The organism is Pseudomonas japonica (assembly GCF_013522925.1).
GTDB classification, from domain to species: domain Bacteria; phylum Pseudomonadota; class Gammaproteobacteria; order Pseudomonadales; family Pseudomonadaceae; genus Aquipseudomonas; species Aquipseudomonas japonica_A.
In genome coordinates this window covers 147363-163770 of the sequence record NZ_JAAMQU010000005.1, presented here as the reverse complement: position 1 = coordinate 163770, position 16408 = coordinate 147363, and the positions used below count along the sequence as shown (strand labels likewise).

Below are 16408 nucleotides of genomic sequence, written 5' to 3'. Positions count from 1 at the left end.
CGTTTCGATTTATCCGCAGGAGGCCCGCGTGGCCGCTTCTATCTTATATATCCACGGGCTGAACAGCTCACCGGCCTCGCAGAAGGCGCGCCAGCTTATTGCCGCTGCGGCGCAGGTCGATCTGCACGACCGCTTGCAGGTGCCGGCGCTGCATCACCATCCGCGGCAGGCCATGCTGCAGTTGGAAGAAGCAATTGTAACCCTGGGTGAACCGTTACTGGTCGGTAGCTCCCTTGGCGGCTACTATGCGACCCACCTGGCACAGCGGCACGGGCTGCGTGCCCTGCTGATCAACCCGGCGGTGAATCCGCATCGGTTGTTCGACGGCCACCTTGGGATGCAGCGCAACCATTACACAGGCGAGCAGTGGCAACTCACTGAAAGCCACGTGCACGCCCTGGCTGATCTGGAGGTGCCACCACCGGTAGCCGGAGCGCGTGTTCAGGTGTGGCTGCAAACCGGGGACGAAACCCTCGACTATCGGCGTGCCGAAACGTTTTACCAAGGCTGCACCGTGGATGTGTGCCCGGGTGGCGATCATGGCTATCAAGGCTTCGCCCAGCGCTTGCCGGAACTGTTCCTGTTTGCCGGCCTGGAGCCAGCACGCTGCGCGGCCATCGACCTGGCCGCCCTGTGAACCTTTATTACGATTGACGAAGAGAACCCATGGCCACTCCCAGCGCTAGCTCTTATAACGCCGACGCCATCGAAGTCCTCTCGGGCCTCGACCCGGTGCGCAAACGCCCGGGCATGTACACCGACACCCAACGGCCCAACCACCTGGCCCAGGAAGTCATCGACAACAGTGTGGACGAAGCCCTGGCGGGGCATGCCACGTCCATTCAGGTCATTCTGCACGCCGACCACTCCCTCGAAGTAATCGACGATGGCCGCGGCATGCCCGTGGACATTCACCCCGAGGAAGGCGTCCCGGGCGTTGAATTGATCCTCACCAAGCTGCATGCGGGCGGCAAGTTCTCCAACAAGAACTACCAGTTCTCCGGCGGCTTGCATGGTGTGGGCATCTCGGTGGTCAACGCTTTGTCCACGCTGGTGCGCGTACGTGTGAAGCGCGACGGCCAGGAATACGAAATGTCCTTCGCCGACGGTTTCAAGGCCAGCGACCTCAGGGTCATTGGTACCGTGGGCAAGCGCAATACCGGGACGAGCGTGTATTTCTCGCCCGACCCGAAATACTTCGATTCGCCAAAGTTTTCCATCAGCCGTCTCAAGCATGTGCTCAAGGCCAAGGCGGTGTTGTGCCCGGGGCTGTCGGTCACCTTCGAAGACAAGGCCAGCGGCGAGAAAACCGAATGGCACTACGAAGATGGCCTGCGCTCCTACCTGGCAGACGCTGTCAGTGAATTCCCGCGCCTGCCAGCCGAGCCGTTCTGCGGCAGCCTGGCCGGTAACAAGGAAGCCGTGGACTGGGCGCTGCTGTGGCTGCCCGAGGGCGGCGATTCGGTCCAGGAAAGCTACGTCAACCTGATCCCCACCGCCCAGGGCGGTACGCACGTGAACGGATTACGCCAGGGCTTGCTCGATGCCATGCGCGAGTTCTGCGAGTTCCGCAACCTGCTGCCGCGTGGGCTGAAGCTGGCGCCGGAAGACGTGTGGGAGCGGATCGCCTTCGTGCTGTCCATGAAAATGCAGGACGCACAGTTCTCGGGGCAAACCAAAGAGCGGCTGTCCTCCCGCGAGGCTGCGGCGTTCGTGTCGGGCGTAGTGAAAGATGCCTTCAGCCTATGGCTCAACGCTCATCCGGAGCTGGGCCTGCAATTGGCCGAACTGGCGATCAACAACGCCGGCCGCCGGCTGAAGGCCAGCAAGAAAGTCGAGCGCAAGCGCATCACCCAAGGCCCGGCACTCCCGGGCAAGCTGGCCGATTGCGCCGGGCAGGACCCGGCCCGCGCCGAGCTGTTCCTGGTGGAAGGGGATTCGGCCGGTGGCTCTGCGAAGCAGGCGCGCGACAAGGAATTCCAGGCGATCCTGCCCCTGCGCGGGAAAATTCTGAACACCTGGGAAGTGGACGGCAACGAAGTGCTCGCCAGCCAGGAAGTGCACAACATTGCCGTGGCCATCGGGGTAGACCCCGGCGCCAGCGACATGAGCCAGCTGCGCTACGGCAAGATCTGCATCCTTGCCGACGCCGACTCCGACGGGTTGCACATCGCCACGCTGCTGTGCGCCCTGTTCGTGCAGCACTTCCGCCCGCTGGTAGACGCAGGCCATGTGTACGTGGCCATGCCACCGCTGTACCGCATCGACCTGGGCAAGGAGATCTACTACGCCCTGGACGAAGCCGAGCGCGACGGCATTCTCGATCGCCTGGTGGCCGAGAAGAAACGCGGCAAGCCCCAGGTTACGCGCTTCAAGGGGCTGGGTGAAATGAACCCGCCGCAGCTGCGTGAAACCACCATGGACCCGAACACCCGGCGCCTGGTGCAGCTCACTCTGGATGATTTCGCGCAAACCACCGAAATGATGGACATGCTGCTCGCCAAGAAGCGCGCGGGCGATCGCAAGAACTGGCTGGAAGCCAAGGGCAACCTTGCCGAGGTGCTTAGTTGATCCGTGCCGCGTTCGCGGCCTGGTTGTTGCTCGGTAGCATCGCGATCGCCCAAGGAGGCGAAGCGGTGCCCGAACTCACCTTGCAGGGCGAATACCCGGTGGAAGGCATGCGCGGCGGTAACCTGTCCGGCTTGGCATTGTGCGCGGGCGAGTTATGGGCCGTGTCAGACCGCGACGACGATCAGGTATACCGCATGGACCGTACAGCGGCAGTGTGGCAAGGCCGGCCGCTCGCCTTCGAAGCGCCAGCGGCGCCTGACATGGGCTTACCCTGGAGCATCGTGCTTCGGGCCACGGCGGCCGGCTGGATCCGCGGCGGTAGCCAGGATTTCGAGGGCATCGCCTGTGATAACCAGCAGCAGCTGTATCTGGTAAGCGAAGCCAAAGCCAGTGTGCTGCGCGTTACCCAGAGTGGCGACGCGCAGTGGTTGCCTCTGCCGGCCGGTATGGTGGCCGAGGCGCGTCAGCAGGGGCTGTTGCATCACTTCAACGCGATCTTCGAAGGGCTTGCCATTACACCTGACGGCAAGCGCTTGTGGCTGGCGGCGGAGCGGGAGCAGCGCGGCCTGCTGGGTTTGACCTTGGGCGCGGATGGCTGGGCGTGTGGAACACCTTGCGTGTTACTAAGCGAGGGCGGCTCGGAAGAGGTGCCACCACCGATGCGGATCGGCCTGAGCTACGCCAAGGATTTTTCGGACCTGGCGTACTTCCAGGGAAAACTGTTTACGCTGGAGCGCAATGCCTACAAGGTTTGCCGACGCAACCCTGAAACGGCTGCGGTAGAGCGCTGCTGGTCCTTCGCTGAGGCGGGCTTGCAACCTTCAAGGCGTTACGAAAAACCCTACGGCCTGACCGAAGCCCTCGCACTGGATGACGACGGCGCCTGGATCGGTACGGATAACAACGACTGGGTGCGCGCCGACGGCGAGCAACGCCCTGTGGTATGGCGCTTCGCTGCGCCCGCCGGCGGCTGGGGCGCCCCGTGAATTCCCCTCCGGGCCGCCTGGCAGGGCGCTGGTTGCTGGCCTTGGCGTGGATCGCCGGGTTGTTCCTGGCGTCGCGCTTCTTTGGTGACTGGGAACAGAAGCAGGAAAACCCCAACCGGGAGGTGGCGTCCACGCACGGCGCCGGTTTTGTGGAGGTACGCCTGCAAGGCAATCGCCAAGGCCATTTTGTCGCGGACGGGCGGGTGAACGGCCAGGCCGTGAGCTTTATGGTCGATACCGGCGCGACCGAAGTCGCGATCCCTTCCCAGGTGGCCGGCCGGCTCAGCCTTGAAAAAGGCGCCCCGGTGATGCTCAACACAGCCAACGGTGCTACCCAGGGTTACCGCACCCGGCTGTCGAGCCTGGAGCTGGGCGATATCCGCTTGGCTCAGGTGAGCGCCGTGGTAGTGCCCGGGTTGCCGGGCGAACAGATATTGCTGGGCATGAGTGCCCTGAAACGACTTGAATTTACCCTGCGTGACGGCAACATGCTGTTGCGCCAGAACACCCAACGATGAGGCTTGCATGAGCGAATCAACCGATCTCAGCCTGGACGGCGTTGAGCGCCGGTCCCTGGCTGACTTCACCGAACAGGCCTACCTCAACTATTCCATGTACGTGATCATGGACCGCGCCCTGCCGCACATCGGCGATGGGCTCAAGCCCGTGCAGCGGCGGATCGTGTACGCGATGAGCGAACTGGGGCTGGACGCCGACTCCAAGCACAAGAAATCCGCGCGTACCGTGGGTGACGTGCTCGGCAAGTTCCACCCTCACGGTGACTCGGCCTGTTACGAAGCCATGGTGCTGATGGCGCAGCCCTTCAGCTACCGCTACACGTTGATTGACGGGCAGGGCAACTGGGGAGCGCCGGACGATCCCAAATCCTTCGCCGCCATGCGCTATACCGAAGCGCGCCTGTCACGCTACTCCGAAGTGCTGCTCAGCGAGCTGGGGCAAGGCACGGCGGATTGGGTGCCCAACTTCGACGGCACGCTGGACGAGCCGGCGGTGCTGCCTGCACGGCTGCCCAACATCCTGCTCAACGGCACTACCGGTATTGCCGTAGGCATGGCAACGGACGTTCCGCCGCACAACCTCAGGGAAGTGGCCACGGCCTGCGTGCGCCTGCTGGACGAACCCCATGCCACGATCGAGCAGCTGTGCGAGCACATGCCAGGGCCTGATTACCCCACCGAGGCCGAAATCGTCACGCCGCGGCACGAACTGCTGAAGATGTACGAGAACGGCCGTGGTTCGGTGCGCATGCGGGCGGTTTATCGGGTGGAAGACGGCGATGTTGTGGTCACTGCGCTGCCGCATCAGGTGTCCGGTGCCAAGGTGCTGGAGCAGATCGCCGCGCAGATGCAGGCCAAGAAGCTGCCCATGGTGGCCGACCTGCGCGACGAATCGGACCACGAACACCCTTGCCGCATCGTGATCATTCCGCGCTCGAACCGCGTGGATGCCGCCGAGCTGATGCAGCACCTGTTCGCTACCACCGACCTGGAATCCACCTACCGGGTCAACATGAACATCATTGGCCTGGACGGCCGGCCGCAGCTGAAAAACCTGCGTACGCTGCTGCAGGAATGGCTGGAGTTCCGGGTACGCACGGTGCGCCGTCGCTTGCAGTTCCGCCTGGACAAGGTCGAGCGCCGCCTGCACCTGTTGGAAGGCTTGCTGGTCGCCTTCCTCAACCTCGATGAAGTGATCCATATCATTCGCACCGAGGACCATCCAAAGGCGAAGTTGATCGAACGCTTTGCCCTGTCTGAAACTCAGGCCGATTACATCCTTGATACCCGGCTGCGCCAACTGGCGCGCCTGGAAGAAATGAAAATCCGCGACGAGCAGGATGCGCTCGCCAAGGAGCGAGAGAAACTCCTGGCCCTGCTGGCCAGCGAGAGCAAGCTGAAGAAACTGGTGCGCGGTGAGCTGATCGCTGATGCCAAGACCTACGGCGACGACCGCCGCTCGCCGATCGTGGAGCGTGCCGAAGCCCGGGCGCTGTCTGAAAACGAGCTGATGCCGACCGAGCCAGTCACCGTGGTGCTGTCGGAAAAAGGCTGGGTGCGTTGCGCCAAGGGGCATGATATCGACGGTACGGCGCTGTCCTACAAAGCCGGCGATGGGTACAAGGCGGCGGCGCCGGGCCGCTCCAACCAATATGCAGTATTCATCGACTCGACCGGCCGCAGCTACTCGCTGCCTGCCCATAGCCTGCCCTCCGCGCGGGGCCAGGGTGAACCCCTGACTGGTCGCCTTACGCCACCGCCTGGGGCGCAATTCGAATGCCTGTTGCTGCCAGACGACAACGCCCTCTACGTGATTGCTTCCGACGCCGGCTACGGCTTCGTGGTGAAAGGCGAAGACCTGCAAGCCAAGAACAAGGCCGGCAAAACACTGTTGAGCTTGCCGAACGGAGCCAAGGTAATGGCGCCGCGGCCGGTGAAAGACCGAGAGCATGAATGGGTCGCGGCGGTCACCACTGAAGGCCGCCTGCTGGTATTCAAGGTGGCGGACCTGCCTCAGCTGGGCAAAGGCAAGGGCAACAAGATCATCGGCGTGCCAGGTGATCGCGTGGCGAGCCGAGAGGAATATGTCACCGACCTGGCGATCATTGCCGACGGCGCGACCCTGGTGCTTCAAGCCGGCAAGCGAACGCTGTCACTGAAAGCCGACGATCTCGAGCATTACAAAGGTGAACGCGGGCGGCGCGGCAATAAACTGCCGCGTGGCTTCCAACGCGTGGATGCGTTGCTGGTGGAACCCTCCGTCTGAATCCTGCCGCGCGGGGAGTACTTTCTGGCGGGCGGTCATGGGATGCTGGAGTCCTGCGCGGTATTCACGGATGATATGGGCCCTGTGGCGCTCTGCTGATAGCGCCCTTTGGTATCGGTATCACTGCGGCCAGCCGAATCGGGCTGCCTGGACGGAATCATGACTTTTCTGCGCCTCCCTTTCGCTGTACTTCTGACCGGTGTGCTCGGCCTGGCCGGCTGCAGCGTTCACCAGCCGGTGGCCTTGTATCAACTCAACGGTGGTAATCCGGGTCAGCCAAAGCACACTACCGGTATGGCGGTATTGCTGGGGCCAGTCTCGGTGGCTGATTACCTTCAGCGCGAAACCCTGCTGCAACGGCAGAAAGACGGCAGCCTGACCGCCGCCACCGATGGCCGTTGGGCGGGTAGCCTCACCTCCGACATCGACCAACTGCTATTGCGGCAACTGGCTTGGCGGCTGGATACCCAGCGCGTGATGCTGGCGCCTACTGTGGCCAACTTCACGCCGGATGCCCAGGTGCTGTTGTCCATTACCCGGCTGGACTCCGGGGCTAACCAGCCTGCGATATTGGATGCCCAGTGGCGCGTGCTGGATCGGCGTGGCCAGGTGCGAGACAGCCGCCTTGTGCACCTTGAAGAAAAACACACCGGTGACACTGCCGCGCAGGTCCAGGCTCAGGGCGTACTGCTGCAACGCTTGGCTGAACAGTTGAGCGCAGCGGTCAAGCCCCTGGCGAATCAGCCAGCACTGGCCGATGAGCGCAAGTCCGCGCCCGCTCAGGTGAAAAAAGAAGAGCCCGAAAAACAGAAAATCCCGCTGGCCACGCCCGTGCGGACGAACATGGAAGTGTTCAGGTTCTGATTCCCTCAATGCCATAAGGCCTGCGCAGCGCGCTGTAGGAGGGGGCGATAGCCCCCGAACCTAGCGTGTGCAGGTCCATTCCCGGGCTCCGACCGGTCTCACAAGGGTCCGGCCCTCTTAGGAAGGCCCCCGCCTCAGGGCTTGACGCGGCGCTCTGCGATGCGCGCCAGCTGACGTTCCAGCAGCGACGGGTAAGGCTCCAGCAAACGCTCTACGCAGGAAGCACCCTCGGGGCTTGCGATGGAGCGGATGCGCGCGCGTTGGCGGATGAGCGGGTCTTCGTTCACCTTGCGCTCTACCAGCAGCAGGTTGCGGCTGTGTTGCGACAAGGCCAGCGCGGCGCGGGCTGGCTCGGTTGCCAACACCGCCGCCTCGTCCATGCCGTGCAGCTCGCCAGCAAGGGCGAGGCCCAATTGCAATTGGAGCGTGATGCCGCTGTCCGCCACTTCGATCTGAAGCTCGTGGCCCAGGGCGCGCAGCAGTTCTCCACAGCAAATCGCATTGGTGAGGTAATCATCACCGCCATCGTTGCTGTGGAAAAGCACCAGGCTGCTGCCATCCGAGGGGTGTTGTACATGGCCTTGGTACAGGGAGGCTGCCTGGTTCAGGAAGGAACGGTAGCGATCAACCAACTCCTGCAAGCGGGCGCGAGGCAGCCGCTTCAGTTGCTCCTGGGAACCCAGTTGCACCGCCAGCACAACACTGTGCTGGGGAATGGAAGGGGCGAGCGGGGCAGCAACCTCGGTTGCGGGGCCGGGCACAGACAGATCGCCCAGATCGGCAAACGCGTCATCGTCCTCTTCATCTTCATCAGCCAACACTCGCCGGCCAGCGGCTGCTGGCTTGGCGGGGGTGCCGGTGAATGGCGCGAAGGCAGGTGCAGCTTCCTCCTCCTCGTCCACAACCTCGGGTTCAGGCTCTGGCGGAGGCTCGGGCGCATAGCGGGCATGCAGGTCGCGAGCAACGTCGCCGATCTCATCCTGCCGTTCGATCGCCGGCGTGTAAGGGTCGATATGGCGCAGCCACACCCGCAACTGCAGCAATGGCGTGGTGAGGTGGCGACCAATACGCAGGCTGAACGCCAAGGCCAGGGCGAGCAGAATGGCACTGAGAATGCCCATACTCTGCAGGCTGATGGTCATAGGCTGCTGGAATTCTTCCATGTTCAGGCTGACCCGCAGCGTACCGGTGGTCACGTCCTGGAACGACAGGCGGGTTTCATATACCCCGCCCGACATGGTCAACAGACCCGGCTTGGGCTTCTGCCCTGCTTCGGCGATCACCCGGTTGTCACCGCTGTAGATAGCCGCATGGGCTACCAATGGGTTCTTGGCCAGGTTATTCAGCAGCACGTTGAGGCTGAGGATGTCATTGGACACCAGCAGCTCGGTGGCGGAGACGGCGGTTTGCGTGGTCAGGCTTTGCCCTAGCGCATCCGCCTGCTCGTGCATGGCCTGCTTGAACTGCAAACCCATCACGCACGCGTAGATTACCAGCGCCACGGCGACCAGAATCACATTGTGGGTAGCGATGCGCAGGGCAATCGGCACGCGGCGATGACGCAAGGCCCGAAAGATCAGCAGGAAGAAATTATCGTTTTTGACTGGCGTGGGCCGGTTCACTGCGCTCGGCTCTTGAGGCTGGAAGTGCTGCGCAGTATAACGACCGACCCCTGGGGTTCAAAGCGCCGCCAGGCCTGGAAACTGGTTAGAATGCGCTTTTTTTGCCAATACCGAGGTGGGTCGTGCCTGAATTCGTCCTGATCAACATCACCGGCCGCGATCGGCCAGGGCTGAGCACCGCACTGATGGGCGTGCTCGCCGAGGGCGGCGCGAGCCTTCTGGACGTCAGCCAGAACGTGACCCACGGCGCGCTTGCATTCACGGCCGTGGTCGAGCTCACGGTGACCCCCGCGCAAACCCTGCAGGCAAGCCTCGAGGCTGCCTGCACGGGCCTTGGTGTTCAGGCGCACATTCAAGCGGTGGCCATGCCCGAGTATGCCCATTGGGCGCAGGCCCAGGCTCAGCCCAGGTATGTACTCAGCGTGCTGACCCATGGCCTTGTGGCGGCCCAGCTACACGAGGTAACCCGGATTGTCGCCAGCCACGGGTTGGAAGTGGAGCGCATTGACCGCCTGTCGACACCGGCTTACCTGGACGGCGCCACCTCGGCCACCCACGGTTGTGTGGACGTTCGCCTGCAGGGCTCGCCAGCCGACCCCCAGGCCTTGCGCGCCGAGCTCCTGGAAGCCGCACGCGTTTTGAACGTGGACATCGCGCTGCAACTGGATGATATCAATCGTCGCCATCGCCGGCTGGCTGTGTTCGACATGGATTCCACACTGATCCAGGCCGAAGTGATCGACGAGCTGGCCAAGGCTGCGGGCGTAGGCGAGCAGGTTTCGGCCATCACCGAGCGGGCGATGCGTGGCGAGCTCGACTTCCGCGCGAGCTTCACAGAGCGCATGGCACTGCTCAAAGGCCTGGACGTTAGCGTACTGGATGAAATCGGTGCCGCGCTGCGCCTCACCGACGGCGCCGAGGCGTTGTTCGCGGGGCTGAAACGGCTGGGTTACAAGACGGCCATTCTGTCCGGAGGGTTCACCTATTTCGCCCGGCAGGTACAGGCCCGCCTCGGCATCGACTACGTGTACGCCAACGAGCTGCAAGTGGAAGACGGCAAATGCACGGGTGTGGCGGTGGAGCCCATCGTGGATGCCCAGCGCAAGGCTGACCTGCTGCGCGAACTTGCGGCCCGGGAAGGCTTGAGCCTGGAGCAGACCATTGCCGTAGGGGACGGCGCGAACGACTTGCCGATGCTGGCAATTGCCGGCCTGGGCGTGGCCTTCCGTGCCAAGCCCCTGGTGAAGGCCTCGGCAAAGCATTCCATCTCGACGCTGGGGCTGGAAGGCGTGCTCTACCTGCTGGGCGTGGAAGACCGGTTGTTGTAGCGCCTGGTCGCGGGCAAGCCCTGCTGCTACGAGAAGCTTGGGTGCTCCCTAGCCGGCTCGGTGGGCAGTATCGGCCGCATCGGCTTGCCCCGTACCGGCGCATCGCCTGCCACGTAGTAGCTGGCCGTGCTGCGTGGCAGCGGCTGGCGGCCGCGAATCCGGTCGGCGATTTTCTCGGCGATCATGATGGTCGGGGCGTTCAGATTGCCGGTGGTGATGATCGGCATGATGGACGCATCCACTACACGCAACCCTTCCATGCCGTGCACGCGGCCCTGCTCATCCACTACCGCCATGTCGTCCGTGCCCATCTTGCAGGAGCATGAAGGGTGGAACGCTGTTTCCGCATGTTCACGAATGAAAGCGTCCAGCTCTTCGTCGCTTTGCAGGTGTGCGCCGGGTGAAATTTCGCGGCCGCGGTAAGGGTCCAGGGCTGGCTGGGCCATGATCTCCCGGGTGATGCGAATGCCATCGCGAAATTCCTGCCAGTCCTGCTCGGTGGCCATGTAGTTGAACAGGATGCTGGGGTGCTGGCGCGGATCGCGAGACTTGATCTGTACCCGACCACGGCTAGGCGAGCGCATCGAGCCCACGTGCGCCTGGAAGCCATGTTCCTTCACGCCGTTGCTGCCGTTGTAATTAATCGCCACCGGCAGGAAGTGATACTGAATGTTCGGCCAGGCGAATTCCGAACGGGTACGGATAAAGCCACCGGCCTCGAACTGGTTGCTTGCGCCAATGCCGGTACCGTTGAACATCCACTCGGCGCCGATGGCCGGTTGGTTCCACCACAGCAACGACGGGTACAGCGACACCGGTTGGGTGCAGGCGTACTGAAGGTACATTTCCAGGTGATCCTGGAGGTTTTCGCCAACGCCCGGAAGGTCGTGTACCACCGGAACGTCCATTGCCTTGAGCAGCGGCGCGGGGCCAACGCCGGAGCGCTGAAGGATCTGTGGCGAAGCGATCGCGCCAGCGCACAGCAGCACTTCCTTGCGAGCCCGGGCTTCCACAAGCGTGGTGCCTTCGCCCTGCAAATACGCCACGCCCACGGCGCGTTTGCCGTCGAACAGAATGCGGTCCGTGAGGGCGTGGGTGACGATGGTCAGCGTTTTGCGCGCGCGGGCCTGATCCAGGTAGCCGCGGGCGGTGCTGGCGCGGCGGCCTTTGGGGGTCACGGTGCGGTCCATCGGGCCGAACCCTTCCTGCTGGTAGCCATTCAGGTCTTCGGTGCGCGGGTAACCCGCTTGCACACCTGCTTCGACCATGGCGGCGAACAGCGGGTTGTTGCCGGCCTTGGGCGTGGTAACGCTCACCGGGCCGTCGCTGCCGTGGTAGTCATTGGGCCCGATGTCGCGCGTTTCGGCCTTGCGGAAGTAGGGCAGGCAGTCCAGGTATGACCAGTTCCCCAGCCCGGGCAATTGCGCCCAGCCGTCGTAGTCCAGCGCATTGCCGCGGATGTAGCACATGCCGTTGATCAGCGACGAGCCACCTAGGCCCTTGCCGCGCCCGCATTCCATGCGGCGGTTGTTCATATGGGGTTCGGGGTCGGTTTCATAGGCCCAGTTATAGCGGCGCCCTTGCAGCGGGAAGGCCAGGGCGGCGGGCATCTGGGTACGAAAATCGGCGCGGTAATCGGGGCCGCCGGCTTCGAGCAGCAGCACGCTCACGTCAGCGTCTTCGGTGAGGCGGGTAGCCAGTACGTTCCCGGCCGAGCCGGCACCGATGATGATGTAGTCGTATTCGTTTTTCATAGGGCACCTTTTGGATGCGGCGGCTTGCCAAGTAGGCAAGCCGCAGGAGAACACCAGGCGTCAGAGCACTAGGGTTTAAAACACGGAGGCGTAGTCGCCCAATTCCACCTGAACGGATTTGATCCGGGTGTACTGGGCCAGGGACGAAATGCCGTTTTCACGGCCCACGCCCGACTGTTTGTACCCGCCCACTGGCATTTGCGCGGGCGATTCACCCCAGGCGTTGATCCAGCAGATACCGGCTTCCAGGCGATGGATAAGGCGGTGGGCGCGGTTCAGGTCGGGTGTGACCACGCCAGCGGCCAGGCCGAAGTCCGTGTCGTTGGCGCGGCGGATCACTTCGTCTTCATCGCTGTAGGCAAGGATGCTCATCACCGGCCCGAAGATCTCTTCGCGCACGATGGTCATCTCGTCGGTGCAATCGGTGAACACGGTTGGCGCAACGTAGGCCCCCTGGGCCAGGGCACCGGTCTGCAGGCGGTCGCCGCCACACAGCAAGCGCGCGCCTTCGGCCTTGCCCTTGGCGATATAGCCGAGCACGCTTTCCATATGCTGGAAGCTCACCAGCGGGCCGAAGTTGGTGGCTTCGTCCAATGGATCGCCCACCCGAATACGCTGCACGCGTTCCAGTACCTTGGCTTCGAAAGCATCCTTGAGCGCGGCTGGCACGAAGACACGGGTACCGTTGGTGCAGACCTGCCCCGAGCTGTAGAAGTTGGCCATCATTGCGATGTCCGCGGCCTTGTCCAGGTCGGCATCTGCGCAGATGATCAGCGGGGACTTGCCGCCCAGCTCCATGGTCACTTCCTTGAGCGAGGAGCTGGAAGCGCTGGCCATAACCTTTTTGCCCGTGTCGGTACCGCCGGTGAACGACACCTTTTCAATACGCGGGTGCTCGGTCAGCCAGGTGCCCACTTCACGGCCGCTGCCGGTGAGCACGTTGAACACACCGGCGGGCAGGCCGGCTTCGGTGAAGATCTCCGCCAGCTTGAGCGTGGTAAGCGAAGTGACTTCGCTCGGCTTGAAGATCATGGCGTTACCGGCGGCCAGTGCCGGCGCGGATTTCCACAAGGCAATCTGGATCGGGTAGTTCCACGCACCGATACCGGCGGTGACGCCCAGCGGCTCGCGACGGGTATAGACGAAGGAGGTGTCGCGCAGCGGAATCTGCTCGCCTTCGATGGCAGGCACCAGGCCGGCGTAGTACTCCAATACGTCGGCGCCGGTCACGATGTCCACGTAGCGGGTTTCGGAATAGGCCTTGCCGGTGTCCAGGGTTTCCAGGGTGGCAAGCTCATCGTTGCGTTCACGCAGCAGATCAACGGCGCGCCGGAGGATGCGCGAGCGCTCCATGGCGGTCATCGCGGCCCACACCTTCTGGCCTTTTTCGGCGCTGGCCACGGCTTTTTCCACGTCTGCCGCAGTAGCGCGCTGCACCTGTGCGAGCACTTCGCCGGTTGCCGGGTTGATGGCATCGAAGACGCCGTCACCGCTGGCGTCCACGTAGCCGCCGTCGATATAAAGTTTTTGCAAGCCGAAACGGGCCATGTCGTTCCTCGCAGTGTCCGAGGGTGCTCCGCAACAGGCAGGAGCACCAGGTTAAGGCGAAACGGCCCGCCAGCTCAGGCGGCGAGCTCGGGTTTCGCCAGTTGCATGTCCAGGTATTCATAGGCGATGCGCAGCGCCTGCTCGGTATCGAACGCATCCCCGGAAAGCGCACCGCGCAGCCACAGGCCGTCGATCAGCGCAGCCAGGCCCCGCGCGGCATTACGCGCTTGGGTCACGGGCAGAACCCGGCGAAACTCGCAGCACAGGTTCGAATACAGCCGGTGGTCGTTGATCCGCTGCAACCGGTGCAGCGACGGTTGATGCATGCTGGCGGCCCAGAAGGCCAGCCAGGTTTTCATTGCCGGGCCGTTGACTTGGCTGGCGTCGAAGTTGCCTTCGATGATCACCCGCAAATGCGCCCGGGGGCTGTTGTCTTCCAGCGCACGGCGGCGCTCGGCGACACTGATTGCCAGGGCACGCATCAGGTAGCCCATGGTGGCCGCGATCAGGCCGTTCTTGTCCTGAAAGTAATGGCTGATGATGCCGTTGGACACGCCGGCGGTCTTGGCGATTACCCCGATACTGGCGTCGGCCATGCCTACCTGATCCACCGCCTGCAAGGTGGCTTCGATCAGTTGCTGGCGACGTATGGGCTGCATTCCCACCTTTGGCATCGGTGCTCTCCTCATGGCCCGGCAACGAGCAGTGCTCGACAACAGCGGGGCCAGTCTAATTTATTTTGATTGACCGTTCAAATAACAAAAGCGACCTCGGGGGTCGCTTTTGGGGTGGAGTGCAGTTTACCGCGTGGGCCGCGGCTGCCTGTCAATTGGCTTTGCGCAATGGCACTACCGCGTCATGAAGGGGGGGCGCCTCAGCCGGATGCCCCAGGCTTTTACCCAGCAGCGCGTGATACAGCTCGGTGTCTCCGAGTATGCCGACGATACGGTTCTGCTCATGTAGCACCAGCTTGTGGCCGGTGTGGTAACGGATCTCCAGCGCTTCGCGCATACCGATTTCAGCGCCCACAAGCGTTGGGCGGCGGCCGAGGCTTTCCACGGGCTGGCCGGGTTGCCAGGTTTGCACATCCATCGGGCCATCGCCCAGGCGGCTGCTTTTGAGCGTGTTCTGTTCGCTCAAGCCGAACCAGGCGTTGCTGCCTGGGTCCAGGCATACCTCGCCGTCCAGGCGGCTGCAGGCGGACAATGGTCGCATCAGGCTGCGGCCGCAGAGCACGTTCAACGGGTTGGTGTGGGCCACGAAAGTGCGTACGTAATCGTCGGCCGGGTTGAGCACGATTTCTTCCGGGCGCGAATACTGGATGATCTTGCCGTCTTTCATGATGGCGATGCGGCTGCCCAGCTTGAGCGCTTCGTCCAGGTCGTGGCTAACGAACACGATGGTTTTCTGCAACTTGCGCTGCAGGTCCAGAAGCTCATCCTGCAGGCCTTGGCGAATCAACGGGTCCAGCGCGGAGAAGGGCTCGTCCATCAGCAGGATGTCGGCATCCATGGCCAATGCCCTGGCCAGCCCCACTCGTTGCTGCATGCCGCCGGAGAGTTCGTCCGGCTTTTTATTGCGCCACTGGGTCAGGCCCACCAGCTCGATCTTTTCGTCCACCAGCCGGCGGCGTTCTTCGCTAGGCCGTGCCTGCATCTCCAGGCCGAAGCTGATGTTCTCGCGAACGGTAAGCCAAGGCATGAGGGCGAACTTCTGGAACACCATGGCGATACGCTTGGTGCGCATCATTTTCAGTTCAGCGGCGGTGCAGGAGGCAATGTCGATCTGGCTGCCTTCGTGCTCCACGAACAGCTTGCCGCGGCTGACCGTGTTCAAGCCGTTGATGCAGCGCAGCAGGCTCGATTTGCCGGAGCCCGAAAGCCCCATCAGTACGCAGATCTCGCCCTTGTTTACCTCGAGGTTGGCTTTCTCCACCCCCACCACCTGGCCGGTGCGCTTGAGGATTTCCGGCCGGCTCAGGCCTTCGTCCAGCAGCTTGAGCGCTTCCTTTGGATGCTTGCTGAATACGACGTCTACGTCTTCGAAGCGAATGATGCTCATGCGTCACCTCCGATTTTTACATCGGGTTGTTTGCAGATACGGTCCAGCATGATCGCCAGCAGCACGATCGCCAGGCCCGCTTCGAAACCGAGGGCAATGTCAGCGGTGTTCAGAGCGTTCACCACCGGCTTGCCCAAGCCGTCTGCGCCTACCAGGGCGGCAATTACCACCATCGACAGCGACAGCATGATGCATTGGGTTACCCCGGCGGCGATGCTGGGCATGGCGTGGGGCAGCTCGATGCGTGATAGCAGCTGCCTGCGCGAACACCCGAAAGCCTTGCCAGCGTCCATCAACTCTTGCGGCACGTCGCATATCCCCAGGTAGGTCAGGCGAATCGGCGCAGCGATGGCGAACACCACCGTTGAGATAAGCCCCGGCACCACGCCCAGCCCGAACAGGGTGAGGGTAGGGATCAGATAAACGAAGGTGGGTACGGTCTGCATCAAATCCAGCACAGGCCGCATGAAGGTATAGAACAGCGGGCGGTGGGCCGCAATGATGCCCAGCGGTACCCCAACGGCGACGCACACCACGGTGGCGAAGGTCACTTGGGCAAGGGTTTCCATGGTTTCCTGCCAGTACCCCAGGTTGAGGATGAGCAGGAATGACAAGGCGACGAATATCGTGAGACTGATCTTGCGCTGAATGTAGTACGCCAGCCCGGCAAAGATGGCGACCAGCGCGAGCGGCGGGAACCACGTGAGCCCGGCCGTGAGGCCATGAATCATTGCCTCTAGGGTCGAGGCGATCCAGTCGAAGACGCTGGCGCCGTGCTGGGTCAGCCAGTCGACGAAGGCGGCGATGTGTTCGCCTAGCGGAAGTTTATGGTCTGTCAGCATGGTATCGGTACCTGCCTGCGGTGGAGAGCGGTTCCCGGCAGGCTGGCT

Annotated in this window: 13 protein-coding genes; 7 read left to right on the top strand and 6 right to left on the bottom strand. The window is 63.0% G+C overall.

What is annotated here, in order from left to right:
* The first annotated feature begins 28 nt into the window (after positions 1-28).
* The 6 genes from G7016_RS09885 (at position 29) to G7016_RS09860 (ending at position 7205) form a co-directional block, all read left to right on the top strand.
* Complete coding sequence (locus G7016_RS09885; RefSeq protein ID WP_181113492.1) at positions 29-637, top strand: YqiA/YcfP family alpha/beta fold hydrolase; 609 nt, start codon at positions 29-31, stop codon at positions 635-637.
* A gap of 29 nt (positions 638-666) precedes the next feature.
* A complete protein-coding gene (parE, locus tag G7016_RS09880; protein WP_181113490.1) occupies positions 667-2571 on the top strand; it encodes a DNA topoisomerase IV subunit B in 1905 nt (634 codons plus the stop codon).
* Complete coding sequence (locus G7016_RS09875; protein WP_181113971.1) at positions 2571-3557, top strand: esterase-like activity of phytase family protein; 987 nt, start codon at positions 2571-2573, stop codon at positions 3555-3557. Before parE ends, G7016_RS09875 begins: the two co-directional genes overlap by 1 nt.
* The gene (locus tag G7016_RS09870) at positions 3554-4075 is read left to right on the top strand and encodes a retropepsin-like aspartic protease family protein (protein ID WP_181113488.1); all 522 of its coding nucleotides are present in this window, start codon (positions 3554-3556) and stop codon (positions 4073-4075) included. Before G7016_RS09875 ends, G7016_RS09870 begins: the two co-directional genes overlap by 4 nt.
* Before the next feature lie 7 nt (positions 4076-4082).
* Positions 4083-6341, top strand: coding sequence for a DNA topoisomerase IV subunit A (gene parC / locus G7016_RS09865; RefSeq protein WP_181113486.1), 2259 nt, complete (start codon positions 4083-4085; stop codon positions 6339-6341).
* A 159-nt stretch (positions 6342-6500) separates the two neighbouring features.
* The gene (locus G7016_RS09860) at positions 6501-7205 is read left to right on the top strand and encodes a PqiC family protein (RefSeq protein WP_181113484.1); all 705 of its coding nucleotides are present in this window, start codon (positions 6501-6503) and stop codon (positions 7203-7205) included.
* 134 nt (positions 7206-7339) lie between these two features.
* Here the strand turns inward: G7016_RS09860 and G7016_RS09855 are convergent, their stop codons facing one another.
* Entirely contained in the window at positions 7340-8827 is a 1488-nt protein-coding gene (locus G7016_RS09855) for an AhpA/YtjB family protein (RefSeq protein ID WP_181113482.1), read from the bottom strand.
* Between the two features lie 122 nt (positions 8828-8949).
* Here G7016_RS09855 and serB point away from each other — a divergent pair, with 122 nt between their 5' ends.
* Entirely contained in the window at positions 8950-10155 is a 1206-nt protein-coding gene (serB, locus tag G7016_RS09850; protein WP_181113480.1) for a phosphoserine phosphatase SerB, read from the top strand.
* Positions 10156-10181: 26 nt separating this feature from the next.
* Here serB and betA read toward each other — a convergent pair whose 3' ends face one another.
* The 5 genes from betA to choW all read right to left on the bottom strand — a co-directional run bounded on the left by betA (position 10182) and on the right by choW (position 16360).
* Entirely contained in the window at positions 10182-11909 is a 1728-nt protein-coding gene (gene betA, locus G7016_RS09845; protein ID WP_181113478.1) for a choline dehydrogenase, read from the bottom strand.
* Between the two features lie 75 nt (positions 11910-11984).
* Positions 11985-13457: a betaine-aldehyde dehydrogenase gene (betB, locus tag G7016_RS09840; RefSeq protein ID WP_181113476.1), complete on the bottom strand. Its 1473-nt coding sequence runs from the start codon at positions 13455-13457 to the stop codon at positions 11985-11987.
* 74 nt (positions 13458-13531) lie between these two features.
* Positions 13532-14131, bottom strand: coding sequence for a transcriptional regulator BetI (gene betI, locus G7016_RS09835; RefSeq protein WP_181113474.1), 600 nt, complete (start codon positions 14129-14131; stop codon positions 13532-13534).
* 151 nt (positions 14132-14282) lie between these two features.
* Positions 14283-15518 (bottom strand): choline ABC transporter ATP-binding protein, encoded by a 1236-nt coding sequence (choV, locus tag G7016_RS09830; RefSeq protein WP_181113472.1) that lies wholly within the window; start codon positions 15516-15518, stop codon positions 14283-14285.
* Positions 15515-16360: a choline ABC transporter permease subunit gene (gene choW, locus G7016_RS09825; protein WP_181113470.1), complete on the bottom strand. Its 846-nt coding sequence runs from the start codon at positions 16358-16360 to the stop codon at positions 15515-15517. The genes choV and choW overlap by 4 nt, the downstream gene beginning before the upstream one ends.
* Positions 16361-16408: the final 48 nt, after the last annotated feature.